Annotated in this window: 16 protein-coding genes and 3 tRNA genes; 17 read left to right on the top strand and 2 right to left on the bottom strand. The window is 66.0% G+C overall.

All coding sequences use genetic code 11. The annotated features are described in order from the left end of the window. Positions 1 to 12: 12 nt before the first annotated feature. The 12 genes from glpX (at position 13) to JHC81_RS00590 (ending at position 8,560) form a co-directional block, all read left to right on the top strand. Positions 13 to 969 carry a class II fructose-bisphosphatase gene (glpX, locus tag JHC81_RS00645; RefSeq protein WP_292169449.1) on the top strand — a complete coding sequence of 319 codons (957 nt, stop codon included), beginning with the start codon at positions 13 to 15 and terminating at the stop codon, positions 967 to 969. Beyond that, positions 969 to 2,771 carry a single-stranded-DNA-specific exonuclease RecJ gene (recJ, locus tag JHC81_RS00640; RefSeq protein WP_292169447.1) on the top strand — a complete coding sequence of 601 codons (1,803 nt, stop codon included), beginning with the start codon at positions 969 to 971 and terminating at the stop codon, positions 2,769 to 2,771. The genes glpX and recJ overlap by 1 nt, the downstream gene beginning before the upstream one ends. A 61-nt stretch (positions 2,772 to 2,832) precedes the next feature. After that, positions 2,833 to 2,907: transfer RNA gene (locus tag JHC81_RS00635), tRNA-Glu, on the top strand. 254 nt (positions 2,908 to 3,161) lie between these two features. Further along, entirely contained in the window at positions 3,162 to 3,728 is a 567-nt protein-coding gene (locus JHC81_RS00630; protein WP_292169446.1) for a cold shock protein, read from the top strand. A 29-nt stretch (positions 3,729 to 3,757) separates the two neighbouring features. Beyond that, entirely contained in the window at positions 3,758 to 4,243 is a 486-nt protein-coding gene (locus JHC81_RS00625) for a DUF192 domain-containing protein (protein WP_292169445.1), read from the top strand. A 49-nt stretch (positions 4,244 to 4,292) separates the two neighbouring features. After that, positions 4,293 to 4,369: transfer RNA gene (locus tag JHC81_RS00620), tRNA-Pro, on the top strand. Positions 4,370 to 4,448: 79 nt separating this feature from the next. After that, positions 4,449 to 4,754 (top strand): ETC complex I subunit, encoded by a 306-nt coding sequence (locus JHC81_RS00615; protein WP_292169444.1) that lies wholly within the window; start codon positions 4,449 to 4,451, stop codon positions 4,752 to 4,754. Positions 4,755 to 4,849: 95 nt separating this feature from the next. Then, positions 4,850 to 4,926, top strand: a tRNA-Arg gene (locus JHC81_RS00610). Positions 4,927 to 4,974: 48 nt separating this feature from the next. Beyond that, the gene (locus JHC81_RS00605) at positions 4,975 to 5,202 is read left to right on the top strand and encodes a hypothetical protein (RefSeq protein ID WP_292169443.1); all 228 of its coding nucleotides are present in this window, start codon (positions 4,975 to 4,977) and stop codon (positions 5,200 to 5,202) included. Positions 5,203 to 5,272: 70 nt separating this feature from the next. Then, positions 5,273 to 6,016: a Crp/Fnr family transcriptional regulator gene (locus JHC81_RS00600; RefSeq protein ID WP_292169442.1), complete on the top strand. Its 744-nt coding sequence runs from the start codon at positions 5,273 to 5,275 to the stop codon at positions 6,014 to 6,016. A 79-nt stretch (positions 6,017 to 6,095) separates the two neighbouring features. Next, complete coding sequence (locus tag JHC81_RS00595) at positions 6,096 to 7,208, top strand: amino acid ABC transporter substrate-binding protein (RefSeq protein WP_292169440.1); 1,113 nt, start codon at positions 6,096 to 6,098, stop codon at positions 7,206 to 7,208. Positions 7,209 to 7,237: 29 nt separating this feature from the next. Beyond that, on the top strand, positions 7,238 to 8,560 hold the full coding sequence (locus tag JHC81_RS00590; RefSeq protein ID WP_292169438.1) for a dicarboxylate/amino acid:cation symporter: 1,323 nt from the start codon (positions 7,238 to 7,240) through the stop codon (positions 8,558 to 8,560). 1 nt (position 8,561) lies between these two features. Here the strand turns inward: JHC81_RS00590 and sseA are convergent, their stop codons facing one another. Then, on the bottom strand, positions 8,562 to 9,392 hold the full coding sequence (gene sseA / locus JHC81_RS00585) for a 3-mercaptopyruvate sulfurtransferase (RefSeq protein WP_292169436.1): 831 nt from the start codon (positions 9,390 to 9,392) through the stop codon (positions 8,562 to 8,564). Between sseA and JHC81_RS00580 the strand changes: the two genes are divergently transcribed. Beyond that, positions 9,392 to 10,966, top strand: a complete 1,575-nt coding sequence (locus tag JHC81_RS00580) for a cryptochrome/photolyase family protein (RefSeq protein WP_292169434.1) — start codon at positions 9,392 to 9,394, stop codon at positions 10,964 to 10,966. The two genes, sseA and JHC81_RS00580, sit on opposite strands and share 1 nt — an antisense overlap. Here the strand turns inward: JHC81_RS00580 and JHC81_RS00575 are convergent. Next, complete coding sequence (locus JHC81_RS00575; protein WP_292169432.1) at positions 10,963 to 12,411, bottom strand: deoxyribodipyrimidine photo-lyase; 1,449 nt, start codon at positions 12,409 to 12,411, stop codon at positions 10,963 to 10,965. The two genes, JHC81_RS00580 and JHC81_RS00575, sit on opposite strands and share 4 nt — an antisense overlap. Before the next feature lie 99 nt (positions 12,412 to 12,510). On the opposite strand from JHC81_RS00575, the gene kdsA reads away from it, so the two are divergent. The 4 genes from kdsA to JHC81_RS00555 are packed head-to-tail and all read left to right on the top strand — an operon-like array spanning position 12,511 to position 16,954. Beyond that, entirely contained in the window at positions 12,511 to 13,380 is an 870-nt protein-coding gene (kdsA, locus tag JHC81_RS00570; RefSeq protein ID WP_292169430.1) for a 3-deoxy-8-phosphooctulonate synthase, read from the top strand. Positions 13,381 to 13,398: 18 nt separating this feature from the next. Next, on the top strand, positions 13,399 to 14,853 hold the full coding sequence (rfaE2, locus tag JHC81_RS00565; RefSeq protein ID WP_292169428.1) for a D-glycero-beta-D-manno-heptose 1-phosphate adenylyltransferase: 1,455 nt from the start codon (positions 13,399 to 13,401) through the stop codon (positions 14,851 to 14,853). Beyond that, the gene (gene rfaD / locus JHC81_RS00560; protein ID WP_292169426.1) at positions 14,850 to 15,851 is read left to right on the top strand and encodes an ADP-glyceromanno-heptose 6-epimerase; all 1,002 of its coding nucleotides are present in this window, start codon (positions 14,850 to 14,852) and stop codon (positions 15,849 to 15,851) included. Before rfaE2 ends, rfaD begins: the two co-directional genes overlap by 4 nt. Then, positions 15,848 to 16,954 carry a DUF3089 domain-containing protein gene (locus JHC81_RS00555; RefSeq protein ID WP_292169424.1) on the top strand — a complete coding sequence of 369 codons (1,107 nt, stop codon included), beginning with the start codon at positions 15,848 to 15,850 and terminating at the stop codon, positions 16,952 to 16,954. Before rfaD ends, JHC81_RS00555 begins: the two co-directional genes overlap by 4 nt. Positions 16,955 to 16,969: the final 15 nt, after the last annotated feature.

Below are 16,969 nucleotides of genomic sequence, written 5' to 3'. Positions count from 1 at the left end.
GGAGATACGCCCATGGCCGATCAGGCCCCCTATGCTTCCACGCTGGCTGCCGATGCGGCGCGCGTGACCGAACTGGCCGCCATCGCGTCCTGGGCCCAGATCGGGCGCGGCGATGAAAAGCACGCCGACCAACTGGCGGTCGACGCGATGCGCACGGCCCTGAACGCCCTGGATATCGACGGCAAGATCGTGATCGGTGAGGGCGAGCGTGACGAAGCCCCCATGCTTTATATCGGCGAGAAGGTCGGCACCGGCAAAGGCGCGGCCATCGACATCGCGCTGGACCCGCTGGAGGGCACCACCCTGACGGCCAAGGCCATGGCCAACGCCCTGACGGTGCTGTCGATGTCGCCGGGCGGCGGCATGCTGCATGCGCCCGACACCTATATGGACAAGATCGCCATCGGCCCCGGCTATACGCCCGGAACGGTCGATCTGGACATGACACCGGGTGACAACGTCCGCTCGCTGGCCTCGGCCAAGGGCGTGCGCCCGGAAGACATCACTGTCTGCGTCATGGACCGGCCGCGCCATGCCGAGCTGATCGCCGCCCTGCGCGAGGTCGGGGCCAAAGTCATGCTGATCACCGACGGCGACGTGGCGGGCGTGATCCACACGGCCGAGCCGGAAACGGGCATCGACCTGTACTTGGGCTCCGGCGGCGCACCCGAAGGCGTGCTGGCGGCATCCGCCCTGAAGTGCGTCGGCGGCCATTTTCAGGGACGACTGATTTTCCGCAATGACGAGGAGCGGGCACGGGCCAATCGCACGGGCGTGACCGACTTCGACCGGAAATACGATCTGCATGAGCTGGTCTCCAAGGACGCCATCTTCGCGGCGACCGGCGTGACCAAGGGCGCGATGCTGGACGGGGTGCAGGTCAGGGACGGCTTCGTCTCGACTCACACCCTGGTGATGGATTCCTCGACCCGCACGGTCCAGCGTATCCGCACGATCCGCCCGCTCTGATGGCCGACGGCGCGGGCCAGCCTGCGTTTCTGGGCATCTCCCGCTCGCTGTCGGGTCGGGCCTGGCGGCAGCGCCCGGCCGAGGCCGGTCTGATCCGCGCGCACATGCAGGCGCTGGGGCTGGACGAGCCGCTGGCACGGGCACTGGCCTCGCGCGGCGTGCAGGCGGACCAGGGCGCGAACTTCCTGAATCCCACGCTGAAGGCGCTGTTTCCCGATCCGTCCAGCTTCATGGACATGGACGTCGCGGCCCGGACCATCGTCGATGCCCTGCAGGCCGGTCAGTCCATCCATGTCTTCGCCGACTATGACGTCGATGGCGCATCCAGCGCGGCCTTGCTGGTCCGCTGGTTTCGGGCGCTGGGCGCGGACCTGCCGATCTATGTGCCCGACCGTTTGACCGAGGGCTATGGGCCGAGTGCCAAGGCGTTTGACACGCTGAAGGCGGTTGGGGCCGACCTGGTCATCACCGTGGACTGTGGCGCGGCGGCCAATGAGGCAGTGGCCCACGCGTCGGCCATCGGGCTGAAGGTCGTGGTCGTCGACCACCACATGATGCGAGAGCAGCCGCCCGTCTGTGCCGCCGTGGTCAATCCGAACCGGCCGGGCTGTGTCTCGGGCCAGGGCAATCTGGCGGCGGCGGGCGTGGTGTTCGTGCTTCTGGCCGCGCTGAACCGCGAGGGGCGGGGCAGGGGTCTGTTTGTCGATCGCAAGGAGCCGGACATCCGCCAGTGGCTGGATCTGGCGGCCATGGGTGCGATCTGCGATGTGACGGGCCTGACCGGCTTCAACCGGGCCCTGACCAGCCTGGGTCTGCGGGTCATGTCGGACTGGACCAATCCGGGTCTGCGAGCGCTTCTGGCGACTGCAGGCGCCGAGCCGGGGCCAGCCAAGTCCAATCACGCGGGCTTCATCCTGGGGCCCCGGATCAATGCGGGCGGGCGCATCGGCAAGTCCGACCTGGGGGCGCGGCTGCTATCGACCGACGACGAAGCCGAGGCTGCGTCGCTGGCAGCCGAACTGAACGCCCTGAACATCGAGCGGCGCGAGGTCGAGCGACTGGTGACCGAGGAGGCGACGCGCCGGGTCGAGGCGACGGGCGCGCATGAGGATGGGTCCGCCGTGGTGGTGATGGAGGGCGCCGACTGGCACCCGGGCGTCGTGGGGATCGTCGCCGGTCGGTTGCGCGAGCGCTGGCGCAAGCCCGTCGTGGTGATCGGCGTCGATGCCATCAACGGCATCGGCAAGGGCTCGGGCCGGTCTCAGCCGGGCATGAATCTGGGCAAGGCGATCCAGGCCGCCTGGAACGAGGGCGTGCTGCTCGCTGGCGGTGGCCATGCGATGGCGGCGGGGCTGACCGTACGGGTCGAAGAGATCGGTCGTCTGCGCGATTTCCTGAACCAGCGGATGGCAGGCGAACAAGCGGAGGCCGAGGCTCTGGACGGGGTCGAGATCGATGCCCTGATCGAGCCGGGTGCCGCGACGCGCAGCCTGTTCGAACAGTTCGAGCTGCTGGCCCCCTTCGGTCCGGCCAATCCGGAACCCCTGTTCGCGATGTCGCATGTCAGCGCCCGAGATGCCGTGGCGATGACCGGGGGTCATGTCCGGTGCCGGCTGGTCGGGGCCGACGGGGCCTCGGTCAAGGCCATCGCCTGGCGCTGTGCCGACCTGCCCACAGGCCAGGCCCTGCTGTCGGGACAGGGCGGATTGAGCGTCGTCGGTCGTCTGAAGGCGGACGACTGGAATGGTCGCAAGGGTGTGCAGTTCGAGATCGAGGATGTGGCCGATCCGCGGATGAATTAATCGCTCCTCGGCGCTTGCATCCCCGAAAATCGGCGGCTATATCGCCGCTTCCCCGCGCAGCGGTCCCTTCGTCTATCGGTTAGGACGTCAGGTTTTCAACCTGAAGAGAGGGGTTCGACTCCCCTAGGGACTGCCAGCGCGGGGCATTCCATTTCCTGAAATCGCAAAGTTCAGAGCCGGCTTGGTCGGATAGAGGTCATGTGCGACTTGGTTGCGCGACGGCGTGGTGTCATGCTGGAACGCCTGTGCGCCTTGAAGCCTTGGTGACGTGTCGGAAGGCAACAAATACGCCCGTTGCGGGGCCTGAGCGCGTTTTTTCTCTTTTCCAGTGTTCACAGAACCGTGTTAAACGGAATCCGTCCGTAAGGTTAAGCGGACGGAGGGGTGGCTGTGTCTGACTACGCGGGCGTTGAGACGGGTACGGGGGCGCTTGTTCGCGTCACCGGTCATGTGAAGTGGTTCGATCCGGGCAAGGGGTACGGTTTCATCGTGCCCGATGATCCGGGCTTAACGGACGAGCGTGACGTCCTGCTGCACGTGACCAGCTTACGAGACAAGGGCCACGACACTGCGGGCGAGGGAGCGGCCATCGTCTGCGACTGTGTGCGTCGGCCCAAGGGCTGGCAGGTCACCGAGGTCCACGAACTGGCGCAGACGGAGGCACCGTCAGAGCCCGTGCGCCGTTCCGCCTACGATAGCCTGCGCAATCACCCCGACGCGCTGACGCTGGCCGATGCTGATGCCGCTGGCCTGGAGTCGGCCGTGGTCAAGTGGTTCAACCGCACCAAGGGTTACGGCTTCGTGGTGCGAAATAATGAGCCCGGCGATATTTTCGTGCACGTCGAGACCTTGCGGCGTTGCGGCCTGGATGATCTGTTGCCGGGCGAGGCGGTCGCCGTGCGGTTTGCCGACGGGCCAAAGGGCCTGGTGGTTGCGGAAATCAGACCGGGCGGTTGATCGGGACCGCCCCATGAGGGTGTGAGTCTATGTCGAATCGTCGTGGATTTCTGAGCGGTCTGGCCGCGGGTGTTGTCGGCCTGACCCTGTTGGCCGGTTGTGCGGGCGCAGGAACGCCCAAGGATGCACAGGGCAACCCGCTTGAGCCGCTGACGGTCGTGACCTCGACCGGCGAGCACCGCTTCATGGTCGAGATCGCCGACGATGATGCCGAACGTCAGCGCGGCATGATGGAGCGCCCGCCGCTGGCCGACGACCGTGGCATGCTGTTCCAGTTCCCGGATGTCGCGGAGCGTGGCTTCTGGATGCACAATACGCCAAGTTCGCTGGATATCATCTATATCGATCCGCGCGGCGTAATCGTCTCGATCGCCAGGAACGCCCAACCGAACAGCGACGAAATTCTTCCCTCGAACGGCCCAGCCAGTGGCGTGCTGGAGCTGCGCGGCGGGCGCGCCGCCGAGATCGGGGCCAAGGCCGGGGACCGGGTCCGCCACCCCTTCTTTGCCGAATAAGCGATTTGCTGCGTTGCGGCGCAGGCCCGAGTGTGTCAAATCCCGCCGCCGGAGTGTAGCGCAGCCTGGTAGCGCATCTGGTTTGGGACCAGAGGGTCGGAGGTTCGAATCCTCTCACTCCGACCATTTGTTTGGCGGCTACCGCTCGCGCCGCGGGCGCTCGCTGCTTGAGCCGCGGATATCCGCCAGCGACGAGACCGACATCATGCTCGCCCGCATTTATCGTCCCGCCAAGACGGCCATGCAGTCCGGCAAGGCCAAGACCCTGAACTGGCGACTGGAGTTTGAACCGGCGTCCGCGCGGACCATCGATCCGCTGATGGGCTGGACCAGCTCGGACGACATGAACGGGCAGGTGCGGCTGACATTCGACACGGCCGAAGAGGCCGTCGCCTATGCCGAGCGGCACGGGATCCCGTTCCGTCTGCACGAGCCGCAGGAGCCGCCGGTCATCATCAAGGCCTATGCCGACAACTTCGCCACCTTCCGCAAACAGCCCTGGACGCACTGATTGCAGGGCGGATGACGCGCGGCGCGCGGCGTTTCGCTACGCGAGCCGCGTTTTCTTTTGCGGCTACCGCGCTTTGCGCTAGTTGAGCCGCAAGAGCGCCCATAGCTCAACCGGATAGAGCACCCGCCTTCTAAGCGGGATGTTGCAGGTTCGAGTCCTGCTGGGCGCGCCATTTCAGTCGATTGCGGAACAAACGGGCGCACCGACGGCTTCTGCGTCCATGCCGCGCTACTATTTCGACACGACTGCAGACAGAACTCCGGTGGACGCCGAAGGCGAAACGCTTCCGAATGACGCAGCGGCCTGCGCGAGCGCTGTCGCCAGTCTGTCGGAACTGCTCCCCGGCCATGCATCCAACCTGATCAAGGGCGGCTCGTTCGGAGTCACAGTCGCGCGCGAAGACGGTACTGTCTTCTACCGGATAGAAGCGGTCGCCACAGAGTTGTAGCAAGTCGGGCACAAGAGGTGTAGCGCGTATCGCGTCATGAAACCGTGACGCTGGGGGATCCTGAATCGACATGGCCAGCGGACTGAGCGCAGAGCACAGCGGCAATGGTCTGCTGGAATCGATAGACGAGGCCGACCAGATCGCGCTCGAACCCCACTTGCGCCGCATGACGGTCGAGAAGGACCAGATTCTGATCGAGCAGGATACCCGGGTTCGCGAAGTGCATTTCCCAATCGCCACCGAACTGTCCAACGTCATGGCCTTCAGCGACGGGCGTGTGGTCGAAATATCCACCGTGGGTTCGGAAGGCGTTTCGGGTCTGGCGGCCTTCCTCGCCGAAGCGCCATGCGCCTGGCGTGTGACGGTGCGCGAAGGCGACACGGTCATCGCCTTGTCGGCCGCCGCCCTGCGCAAACAGGTGGTCGAGAGCCCGCGTCTTCTTAAACGGCTGATGCTGCTGACCCACGACAACCAGTCCCAAGGGGCTCAGAACGCCGCCTGCAATGCGATCCACGACAGCACGTCTCGCCTGGCGCGATGGATCTTGACGCTTTGCGACCGCACGGGGCGCGAGGCCCTGGACCTGACGCAGGAAGAGATGTCGGTGATGCTGGGCGTCCAGCGTACGACCGTGTCCGCAGGTGCCGCCGAGTTGAAACGGCAGGGGGCCATCTCCTACGCGCGCGGTGCATTGAGAGTCGAAAACCGTCGCCGCCTCGAGGGCGCGGCCTGCGAATGCTATCTCATGCAGCGCACCCGGACCGACAAACTTGGCCTCGCGCCGGGTCAGAGCATGCTGGAACCTGAAGAGTAATTGCCGCCTGTCGGTTGATCCCGCTGGCGCGAACGGTTCTAAAGGCGCGGGGTAGAGTAGCGACGACGGCGAGGCGGCGATGCGATCAGCGAAGGCAGGGAAGGCAGCAGTTACCTGTGCAGTTCTGACGCTGTCGCTGGCCCTGGGCAGCTGCGACCTGATCGGCAATCGTGACAAGGCTGACGAGACAGCCCCTGTGACTGAAACCAGCACGGTTGCGCCCGATTTTGCCAGTCCGACGCTTGCCGCGATCAAGGCCCGGGGTCGATTGAACTGCGGCGTCCATGAGGGGCTCGTCGGGTTCGCCTATACGGACAATCGCGGCCAGTGGCGGGGCTTTGACGTCGATTTCTGTCGGGCCCTGGCGGCGGCCGTATTGGGGGACGCGAACGCCGTGCGGTTCGTGCCGGTGTCCAATGCTCAGCGGTTCGAAGCCCTGCGCAGCGGGCGGGCCGACGTCCTGTGGCGCGAAACGTCCTGGACCCTGTCGAGAGAGGCGCAGGAGGGGGTGCGCTTCGCCGGCATCAACTATTACGACGGTCAGGGCTTCATGGTGCGTCGGGCCCTGAACCTGACCAGCGCGCAGGAGTTGAACACCGCACGTGTCTGCGTTCAGCGCGCGTCGACATCCGAGGGCAATGTCGCCGATTGGTTCCGGGCGCGAGGCCTGGAGTATCGCAAGGTCGAGGCGGTCAGCGCCGAGGCCGCCGCTGCCGCATACGGTCGCGAGGAATGCGACGCCCTGAGCGCCGACATTTCGGCGCTGGCGGCGGCACGGACCACGCTGGCCAGTCCGGATCAGCACATGATCCTGCCCGATGTCATCTCCAAGGAACCGCTGGGCCCGGCGGTGAAGCGGGGAGATGAGGCCTGGACCTCCGTCGTACGCTGGACCCTGAATGCGCTGATCGCGGCCGAGGAACTGGGCGTGACGTCCGAGAATGTCGACGCTCAGGTCGAGGAGGCATCCGACCCGCGCATTCGCCGTCTGCTGGGCGTCGAGGGCGAGCTCGGGTCTATGCTGGGCCTGTCCAACGACTGGGCGCGGCGCGCGATCAAGGCGCAGGGCAACTATGGCGAAATCTTCGCCCGGAATATCGGCCCCGATTCTCCGCTCGACCTGGAGCGGGGGCTTAACGCACAATGGAACGCGCGGCCGGGCGGCCTGATCTACGCCCTGCCCATTCGATGACAGCGCCCGATCAACGGGCCGGGGGACGCATGGACGACACCAAGAAGGGCGGTTTGCCGCTGCACTGGCTGATGCTGATCGGCTTTGTCGTGGGACTGGGCGGCGGCATGGCTGTCCACGTGCTGGCCGGAGCGGAAGCGCCGTGGGTGGTGTGGGTCACCTCCAACATCACCGGGCCCGCCGGGCAGATCTTCCTGCGCCTGCTGTTCATGCTGGTGATCCCGCTGCTCTTTTCGGCCCTGGTGGTCGGCGTCGCAGAGATGGGCGATCTGAAGTCTCTTGGTCGCGCCGGCTGGAAGACCCTGGGCCTGACCGTCGTGGTGTCCAGCATCGCCGTCGTGATCGGCCTGGCCATGGTCAACATCTTCCAGCCGGGTGCCGGTGTGGACCCCCTTCTGGCGGCCAGTCTTCTGGAGCAGGGACGTGAGGGGGCCACGGCCATCACCGAGAAGGCACCGGAGACGGTGCAGTTCGGTCAGTTCTTCCTGGACCTGATCCCGTCGAACGTCTTCACGGCGGCGTCTGAGAACCAGATCCTGCCGGTGATGATCTTCGCACTGTTCTTCGGCATCGGCCTGGTCATGGCCAAGAGCCCGGCCACCGACCGACTTCAGACCGTGATCGAGGGCATCCTCGAGGTCACTATGAAGCTGATCAACATGGTCATCAAACTGGCCCCCTATGCGATCGCCTGTTTGATGTTCAACCTGGCAGCGCTGTTCGGCTGGGATCTTCTGGTCAAGCTGGCGGCCTTCGTCGCCGTCGCCGTCGGCGCCATGCTGATCCATATGTTCGTGGTCTATCCACTGGTCGTCTGGATCGGGGCACGGCGCTCGCCGCTGGCCTTCTTCCGCGGCATCCGCGAGCCGATGGTCGTGGCCTTCTCGACCGCATCGTCCAACGCGACCCTGCCTGTCGCGCTGAAGGCGGCGGATGAACAGCTGAATCTGCCGCGCAAGATCGCCCGCTTTGTCCTGACCGTCGGGGCCACCGCTAACCAGAACGGCACGGCGCTGTTCGAAGGCGTGACGGTGCTGTTCCTGGCGCAGTTCTTCCAGATCGAGCTGTCGCTGACCCAGCAGGTCGTGGTCATGCTGGTCTGCATCCTGGGCGGTATCGGGACGGCGGGTGTGCCGGCGGGCTCCCTGCCGGTCGTGGCGATGATCCTGGTCATGGTCGGCGTACCCGCGGAGGGCATCGGCCTGATCCTGGGCGTCGACCGCTTCCTGGATATGTGCCGCACCACCCTGAACGTCACAGGCGACCTCGTTCTGGCGACCGTCGTCTCGCGCGGCGAGGACGATGTGCCGGTCGTGGCGGAAGACGAAGTGCCTGTCGCGCCCGCGACCTGATCTAGTCGGTCTGAACCGGGGTGTCCGACCGGGCACCCCATTCGGCCCAGGAGCCGTCATACAGGCGGCTGTCGCTGCCGAGTTCCGCCAAGGCCAGGCTGAGGACGGCCGCCGTGACGCCGGAGCCGCAGGTCGTGACGATGGGGCGCTCCAGGTCCACCCCTGCGTGCTGGAACGTCTCGGTCAGAGCCTCGCCCCGCTTCAGGCGACCGGTGTCGTCGAGGACTGCCTTCATCGGCAGACTGATTGCGCCCGGCATGTGACCGGCGCGCAGGCCGGGACGCGGTTCCGGCGTCTGGCCCGCAAATCGGGCCGCGGGGCGGGCATCAACGACCTGGGCGTCGCCGGTCAGGGCCGCCATGACGGTGGGCACATCGGCGACGGCGTCACTGTCGAAGGTGGCGTGGAAGGTGGCCGGCGGCGGCGCAGCGCGTGGTCCGGACTCGACGGGACGGCCCTCGTCTCGCCAAGCGGGCAGACCGCCGTCGAGCACCAAGACCCTGTTTGCGCCCATCACCCAAAACGTCCACCAGACCCTAGCGGCGGAGAACAGGCCGAGGCTGTCGTAAACGACGATGGTGTCCGTTTTGGCGATGCCGAGCGCGCCGGCGGCCTCGGCGAAGGCTGCGGCAGTCGGCAGCATGTGCGGCAGGTCGCTGGTATGGTCTGAGATGGCGTCCAGATCGAAGAAGACCGCGCCGGGAATGCGGGCGGCCTCGAAATCGGCTCGGGCGTCGCGCCCATCCAGATGCCAGGAGCCGTCGACGATGCGAAGATCGGGATCGTTCATCCGCGCGGCGAGTTCGGTCGTGGACATCAGGGGAGAGGTCATTGGGCCAGACTAGCACAGCCGATACCGGGGCAGGCAGGGGCACGTTGCGGCTGGTCTTGGGCGATCAGCTTTCGGACGGGTTGTCGGCACTGGAAGGGCTGGATGCCTCGCGCGACGTGGTCCTGATGGCCGAGGTCCGGGACGAGGCGACCTATGTGAAGCATCACAAGCAGAAGATCGCCCTGATCTTTGCCGCCATGCGCAGTTTCGCCTCGCGGCTGGAGGATAGGGGTGTGACTGTGCGCTACGTCCGGATCGACGACCCGGCCAACACGCATTCGATCACGGCCGAGCTGGATCGCGCCTTGGACGATCAGCCCTTCGAGGCTGTCGCCATGACAGAATGCGGGGAATGGCGGTTGGCGCAGGCACTGGCGGCCTTCGCCGAAACCGCCAAGGTGCCGGTCGAGGTGCGCGAGGACCGACGCTTTATCTGCTCGCACGACCGCTTCCGCCGTTGGGCCTCGGGCAAGTCGTCCCTGCGGATGGAGTTCTTCTATCGCGAGATGCGGCGCGAGACCGGCCTCCTGATGAACGGCAAGGCTCCCGAGGGTGGCCAGTGGAACTATGACGCCGAGAACCGCAAGAAGCTGACGAAGGGCGTGCGACCGCCCAAGCGGCTGCGCACCAGACCGGACGCGGTGGCCAAGGGTGCGATCGCGGACGTGGCGCGGCTGTTTCCCGATCACTTCGGCACTCTGGACGATTTCGGCTGGCCCACGACGGCAGAACAGGCGGAGGCTGTGGTCGCGGACTTTCTCAAGCACATCCTGCCCTCGTTCGGAGACTGGCAGGACGCAATGGCCGAAGGCGAACCCTGGATGTGGCACGGCCTGATTTCCACCTCGATCAACCTGGGACTGGTCGATCCCTTGGAAGTGTGTCGGCGGGCGGAGGCGGTTTACCGGGCGGGCAAGGCCCCGCTGAATGCGGTAGAGGGCTTCATCCGACAGATCCTGGGCTGGCGAGAGTTCATACGCGGGGTCTACTGGCTGAAGGTGCCGGACTATCGAAAGCGCAACTTCCTGGACGCGGATCGCCAACTGCCGTGGTTCTACTGGTCCGGCGAAACCGACATGGCCTGTGTGGCCGACGTCGTCGCCACCTCGCGCGACAATGCCTATGCCCACCATATCCAGCGGCTGATGGTCACCGGCAATCTGGCCATGCTGCTGGGGGTGCATCCGGACGCGGTCGATGACTGGTACATGACCGTCTATGCCGACGCCTATGAATGGGTAGAGATGCCCAACACCCGCGGCATGGCGACCTTTGCGGACGGCGGCATCGTGGGGTCCAAGCCCTATGCGGCGTCGGGAGCCTACATCGACCGGATGAGCGATTACTGCGGCCCGTGCCGCTACGACGTGAAGGCCAAGGCCGGCGAGGGGGCCTGCCCGTTCAATCGCCTCTACTGGGGGTTTCTGGAGCGTAACCAAAAGCGCCTGCGCGACAATGTTCGGCTGGCCATGCCCCATCGCACGCTGGAAAAGTTCGGCGCGGACAAGCGCAAGGCTCTACTGGCCGAGGCGGAGGCGTGCAGGACCATGCTGGGTGCGGTCCCGATCGATTAGGGCTCCGGGTCGTCCTTATTGGATACAGTCTTGAGGGCTGCCAGGGCGCGGGCCCGACCTTCGGCGTGGTCGATGATCGGACGCGGATAGTCGTGGCCGAGCCTGAGGCCGATATCGCGCAGCAGCTCGGGTGGGGCCATCCAGGGCAAATGCAGCCATTTGTCCGGCACGCGGCGCACCTCCGGCACCCAGCGCCGCACATAAGTCCCGTCGGCGTCGAATTTCTCGCCCTGGGTGATCGGGTTGAAGATGCGGAAATAGGGGGCGGCGTCCGCGCCTGACCCCGCGACCCACTGCCAGTTCTGGACGTTGGAGGCCAGATCGGCATCGACCAGTGTGTCCCAGAACCAGGCCTCGCCCTCGCGCCAGTCGATCAGCAGATGCTTGATCAAAAAGGATGCCACGATCATGCGCACGCGGTTGTGCATGATGCCGGTGGCCCACAGCTCCCGCATGCCGGCATCCACGATGGGATAGCCGGTCTGGCCGGTCTGCCAGGCTTTCAGTCCCTTCGCATCCTTGCGCCACGGCATGGCGTCGTATTCCGGGCGGAAGGCCTCGGTCGTGATCTGCGGGAAGGCGGCCAGCAGATGGGCCGAGAACTCGCGCCAGACGATCTCCGAGATGAATTTTTCGGCCTCCTTGCCCGCGGCCTTGCTGTCCCTCGCGGTCTCCACGACCCGCCACGGACTGATTTCGCCGAAATGCAGGTGGGGCGAGAGGCGGCTGGTCCCTGCCTTGCCGGGCAGGTCGCGGTCGCGGCTGTAGGTCTTGGCGGCGGTCTCGAGGAAGGCGGCCAATGCAGCCTTTGCCCCCGCCTCGCCCGGCGTGCCCGTGAAGCCCTTGGACCAGTCCGGGCGCGTGGGATGCAGGCCCCAGGCGTCGATATCTTCAGAGACGACGCCAGCCACACCCTCGACCTGACGTGGGACCGCCACATGGGCAGGGGGCGTCGCCTCCGCCAGCAACGCCTTCATGAACGGCGTGAAGACCTTGTACGGCTGGCCCGAGCCGTTCAGCACCTTGCCGGGCGTGGTCAGCAAGGTCCCGTTATAGCCCTTGCACTCGATGCCGTCGGCCTGAAGGCTGTGGGCGATATCGGCGTCGCGGGCGAAGGCCTCGGGCTCGAACAGGCGATTCATGTAAACCGCCTCGGCCCCGGTCTCCTTGATCAGGCGACGCAGTTCCGATTCGCTGTCGCCGCGCCGCAGGATCAGCTCGGCTCCATGCGATTTCAGCGATTCCGCCAGCGCGCGCAGGGATTTGTCCAGCCACCACAGCGAGGCCGCGCCCATCGGCCGAACGCGGCTGCCCTGATCCAGAATATAGACCGGCACGACGGGACGACTGCTCTTGACCGCATAGTTCAGGGCCGGATTGTCCGCCAGGCGCAGGTCCTGACGGAACCACAGGATGACCGGGCGGTCGTCGGCCTTGGTGGTCATGCGGTCGCGCTCCGTGATAGCTTGCGAACACCAACGTCCGACGCCACCTGATCGCCGCATAGGTGCGTCAGTTGCGCCGTCTCTCCAAGCCGAAAGTCCATGCCCGTGTCAAAGCCCAACGCCATCATCGACATCAAGGACGGCCTGACCCGCCCCGTCTCAATCGGTGGCGGCCAGCGCATCGTCTTCATCGCCGGCCCGTGCCAACTGGAAAGCCGCCAGCACGCTCTGGAGATGGCCCATGCGCTGAAGGAGATCGGCGAGCGGCTGAACGTCGGCATCATCTACAAGACCAGTTTTGACAAAGCGAACCGGACCAGCGCCACCGCCGCGCGCGGTTTCGGCCTGGAAGGCTCATTGCCGATCTTCGCCGAGATCCGCGAGGTCACGGGGCTGCCCGTCCTGACCGACGTCCACACCGAGGAGCATTGCCGCATCGCCGCCCAGGCCGTCGACGTTTTGCAGATCCCCGCCTTCCTCAGCCGCCAGACCGACCTGCTGCTGGCCGCCGCCGCGACGGGCAAGGCGATCAACATCAAAAAGGGTCAGTTTCTGGCTCCCTGGGACATGAAGAATGTCGTCGCCAAGGTGGTCGGGGCGGGCAATCCGAACGTCATGGCCTGCGAGCGGGGGGCCAGCTTCGGCTACAACACCCTTGTCTCGGACATGCGCGCCTTGCCGATCCTGCGCGAGATCGGCTGTCCGGTCGTGTTCGACGCGACCCACAGTGTGCAGCAGCCGGGCGGGCAGGGGACGTCCTCCGGCGGGCAGCGCGAATTTGTACCGGTTCTGGCCCGTGCGGCCGTGGCCGTCGGTGTGGACGCCGTCTTCATGGAGACGCACCAGGACCCCGACAACGCCCCGTCGGACGGCCCGAACATGGTACCGCTCGATCAGTTCGAAGCCCTGGCGGCCGAGCTGATCGCCTATGACGACCTGACCAAGAGCCGGATGGCGAAAGCCGCCTGAATCCGATAGGCCCTAGGCATGGCTGAACGGACGCTCGATCTTGGACAACTGCAGGCTCTGCTTGAGCGGGTGCGCGGGCTGAAGATTGCCTGCGTCGGCGATCTGATGCTGGACCGCTATGTTTACGGCGAGGTCAGCCGGATTTCGCCCGAAGCGCCCATCCCCGTGCTGAAGACGCGCCGGACGACGGCCATGCCGGGCGGCGTGGGCAATGTCGCGCGCAATGTGGCGGCCTTGGGCGGCGTGGCGCGTTTGGGGGCCGTGCTCGGTCAGGACGCGGCAGGTCAGGAACTTGTAGCGCTGATCGCTGCAGAAGATGGCATTGAGAATGCGGTGGAGCAGCGGGTCGGCGTGGCCACCATCGTCAAGACGCGGTTCGTGGCGGCGGGGCAGCAGTTGCTGCGACTGGACGAGGAAGACGCAGCCGTCTCGGCGAATGATAGTGACGCCTTTTCAGGTGCTTCCGTCATTCTGTTGTCAGACTACGCCAAGGGCGTGGTCGGCGATGCCGTGATCGCCCAGGCCATCGCGGCGGGGCGATCGGCGGGCGTGCCAGTCGTCGTCGATCCCAAGGGCCGGGATTTCGCCCGCTACGGAGCCGTCGATCTGATCAAGCCCAACGCCAGCGAGCTGGCAGGCGCCACGGGTCTGCCGGTCGAAACGGATGAAGAGGTCGAGGCGGCGTTGGCAGCGCTTCTGGCGACCACTACGGCCAAGGCGGCCGTCGTCACCCGCGCAGGCAAGGGCATGAGCCTGATGCGGCGGGATGGACCTGTCGCGCACTTTCCCGGTCGCGCCCGCGAGGTTTTCGACGTCTCGGGTGCCGGGGATACCGGTTTGGCGGCCTTGGGGCTGGCACTCGGTGCCGGGGCCACGCTGGAGACGGCTGTGGAGTTCGCCATCCTGGCTTCAGGCGTCGTGGTCGGCAAGGCGGGCACAGCGGTCGTGACGCCGGCCGAGCTGATCGACGCCGAGATGAGCCAGCATGCGGCCAGCGCCCACGCCAAGGTCATGCCACTGGACGATCTGGCGCATGTCGTCGAGGGCTGGAAACGGCAGGGGCTGAAGGTCGGCTTCACCAACGGCTGTTTCGACATCCTGCATCGGGGCCACGTCGCCTATCTGGCCCAGGCGCGGAGCTGGTGCGACCGACTGGTTGTGGCCTTGAACACCGATGCGTCCGTGCGGCTGCTGAAGGGCGAGGGGCGGCCGATCAACGATCTGGACAGCCGCGCCGTCGTCATCGGCGGCCTTCAGTCCGTGGACCGGGTGACGGCCTTCGACGATCCGACGCCCTTGGCGCTGATCGAGCGGCTGCGGCCTGATGTGTTGATCAAGGGGGCTGACTATACGCGAGAGGGCGTCGTCGGCGGCGATCTGGTCGAGAGCTGGGGCGGCGTCGTGCGGTTGGCCACCTTCGAAGACGGCTATTCCACCACACGCACCATCGAAAAGATGAGGGATGAGGCATGAGCCGTCGCATGATCGTGGTGACCGGTGGCGCGGGCTTCATCGGCTCCAACATCGTCGCCCGTCTGGGCGAGGAGGATCGTCACGACGTCGTGGTCTGCGACCGGCTGGACAATGCGGCCCTCGGCAAGTGGAAGAACATCGCCAAACATCCGATCGCCGACTTCTGGCAGCCGGAGGAACTGTTCGAAAAGCTGGAGCGGCATGCCGAGGCGGTCGAAGCCATCGTGCATATGGGGGCCATTTCCTCGACGACCGAGGCGGATGCCGACCTGATCCTGCGCACCAACTTCAGCCTGTCGCGTGACCTCTGGGACTGGTGTGCCCTGCGCGATGCCCGGATGATCTATGCGTCCTCAGCGGCCACCTACGGCGATGGTGAGGCGGGCTTTGCGGATGACGACAGTCTTGAGGCGCTGAGTGCGTTGAGACCGCTAAACGCCTACGGCTACTCGAAAATGCTGTTCGATCAGTACGCCGTGCGACAGGCGGATCGCGGGCAATCGCCCCGCCAGTGGGCCGGGTTGAAGTTTTTCAACGTTTACGGCCCCAATGAGTATCACAAGGGCGCGATGAAGTCGGTCGTGGCCCAAATCTGGCCCAAGGTTCAGGCCGACGAGGCCGTGACCCTGTTCCGCTCGCACAACCCCGCCTATGCCGATGGCGGACAGATGCGGGACTTCGTCTTCGTGGACGATGTGGTCGACATCATCGCCTGGCTGCTGGATACGCCGTCCGTGTCGGGTGTGTTCAATGCCGGATCGGGCCAGGCGAGGTCGTTTCTCGACCTGGCGCATGCGACGTTCGCAGCAGCGGGTAAGGCTGCCCGGGTCGACTATGTCGATACGCCCGAAAGCATCCGCGACAAATATCAGTACTTCACCGAGGCGCGGATGGAGCGGGTACGCGCCGCCGGATATCCGGGCCAGTCCACACCGCTGGAAGAGGGGGTCCGCCGCTACGTCCAGGACTTCCTGTCACAGCCGGACGCTTATCGGTGACGCGGGCGCGGCTGACCTTGCGACAGTGGGTCGGCTGGACCGGCTTTGCCCTGGTCGCCGTCCTTACGCTGGCGGTGGCGATCTGGCGCGGCGACATCCTTCAGGCCTGGCTGGACCCCGGCGTGCCGTTCCAGACCTACACGCCGCCGCCCGCGCCTGACTATGCCCGGGCCGACAGCTGGGCCCTGAACGAAGCTCGGGTGCCGCAGGCCGGAGACGCTGCAGTCTTCTTCCTCCACTCGACAACCTTCGACGGCGGGCGCGACTGGAACAGTCCCATCGATGACGCCGAGGCGGATCGCTATTTGAAGCGGGTCGTCCTGCCGAACTATGCCGGACCCTTCGTCATGGTCGGGGCCATCAGCGCGCCGCGGTATCGCCAGGCCAGTCTCTATACGCGCCTGACCGCGCGCGAGGATGCGCGGGAGGCCCGCGCCTTCGCCTATCGCGATGTGGCCGCGGCCTTCGATGTCTGGCTGGCGCGCCATCCGACGGGCCCCCTGGTCCTCGCAGGCGTCGAACAGGGTGGAGAACTGCTGGAGCGTCTGGTTCGGGAAAAGGTCGCGGACAATCCAGCGGTCCGGCGGCGGATCGTCGCCGTCTATCTGATCGATGTGGTGACCCCCGCGCAGGGGTTGCAGCCGCAACTGCCCGCGTGCCGGTCGCGCGCCCAGGCAGGCTGCATCGTCGGCTGGTCGCCCGTCAGCGACGACAACGATGGGGCCGCGTCCCGTCGTCTAAGGCGGGCTCTGGTCTGGGACGCGCGGGGTCAGCTGGTCAATCTGGATGGCCGCGCGGCGCTGTGCGTCAACCCTGTCACGGGAGCAACCGGCGACGCTGCGGTATCGGCAAGGCTTCATGCAGGCGCGACCAATGCAACCGGTCTTGAATGGGGGGCTCGTCCAGCTCTGCTGGCCCGCGAAATCGCGACGCGATGCGAAGAAGGACTCCTGCGACATACGCCGCCGACGTCGGAGTCCTTCAAGCCTTCCGGCAGTTGGTCGGATCGGCGAAAGTCCAGGCCCTACAATCTATTCTACGGCGATCTTGAACGCGATGTTCAGGCCAGGCTGATGATGTTTGCTGACGCACCGGCGGGGTAGGGTCGGTCTAGGTGG

Source organism: Brevundimonas sp. (assembly GCF_016463295.1).
In the GTDB taxonomy this organism is placed as follows: Bacteria; Pseudomonadota; Alphaproteobacteria; order Caulobacterales; family Caulobacteraceae; genus Brevundimonas.
Note: the sequence above shows the minus strand (reverse complement) of the source record. Positions and strands in the feature narration are given on the sequence as shown.

Bases quoted from the DNA above. Each gene is read 5' to 3' on its own strand.
- glpX (WP_292169449.1), top strand. From the start codon at position 13: ATGGCCGATCAGGCCCCCTATGCTTCCACGCTGGCTGCCGATGCGGCG.
- recJ (WP_292169447.1), top strand. From the start codon at position 969: ATGGCCGACGGCGCGGGCCAGCCTGCGTTTCTGGGCATCTCCCGCTCG.
- JHC81_RS00625 (WP_292169445.1), top strand. From the start codon at position 3,758: ATGTCGAATCGTCGTGGATTTCTGAGCGGTCTGGCCGCGGGTGTTGTC.
- JHC81_RS00615 (WP_292169444.1), top strand. From the start codon at position 4,449: ATGCTCGCCCGCATTTATCGTCCCGCCAAGACGGCCATGCAGTCCGGC.
- JHC81_RS00605 (WP_292169443.1), top strand. From the start codon at position 4,975: ATGCCGCGCTACTATTTCGACACGACTGCAGACAGAACTCCGGTGGAC.
- JHC81_RS00600 (WP_292169442.1), top strand. From the start codon at position 5,273: ATGGCCAGCGGACTGAGCGCAGAGCACAGCGGCAATGGTCTGCTGGAA.
- JHC81_RS00595 (WP_292169440.1), top strand. From the start codon at position 6,096: ATGCGATCAGCGAAGGCAGGGAAGGCAGCAGTTACCTGTGCAGTTCTG.
- JHC81_RS00590 (WP_292169438.1), top strand. From the start codon at position 7,238: ATGGACGACACCAAGAAGGGCGGTTTGCCGCTGCACTGGCTGATGCTG.
- sseA (WP_292169436.1), bottom strand. From the start codon at position 9,392: ATGACCTCTCCCCTGATGTCCACGACCGAACTCGCCGCGCGGATGAAC.
- JHC81_RS00575 (WP_292169432.1), bottom strand. From the start codon at position 12,411: ATGACCACCAAGGCCGACGACCGCCCGGTCATCCTGTGGTTCCGTCAG.
- kdsA (WP_292169430.1), top strand. From the start codon at position 12,511: ATGCCCGTGTCAAAGCCCAACGCCATCATCGACATCAAGGACGGCCTG.
- rfaE2 (WP_292169428.1), top strand. From the start codon at position 13,399: ATGGCTGAACGGACGCTCGATCTTGGACAACTGCAGGCTCTGCTTGAG.
- rfaD (WP_292169426.1), top strand. From the start codon at position 14,850: ATGAGCCGTCGCATGATCGTGGTGACCGGTGGCGCGGGCTTCATCGGC.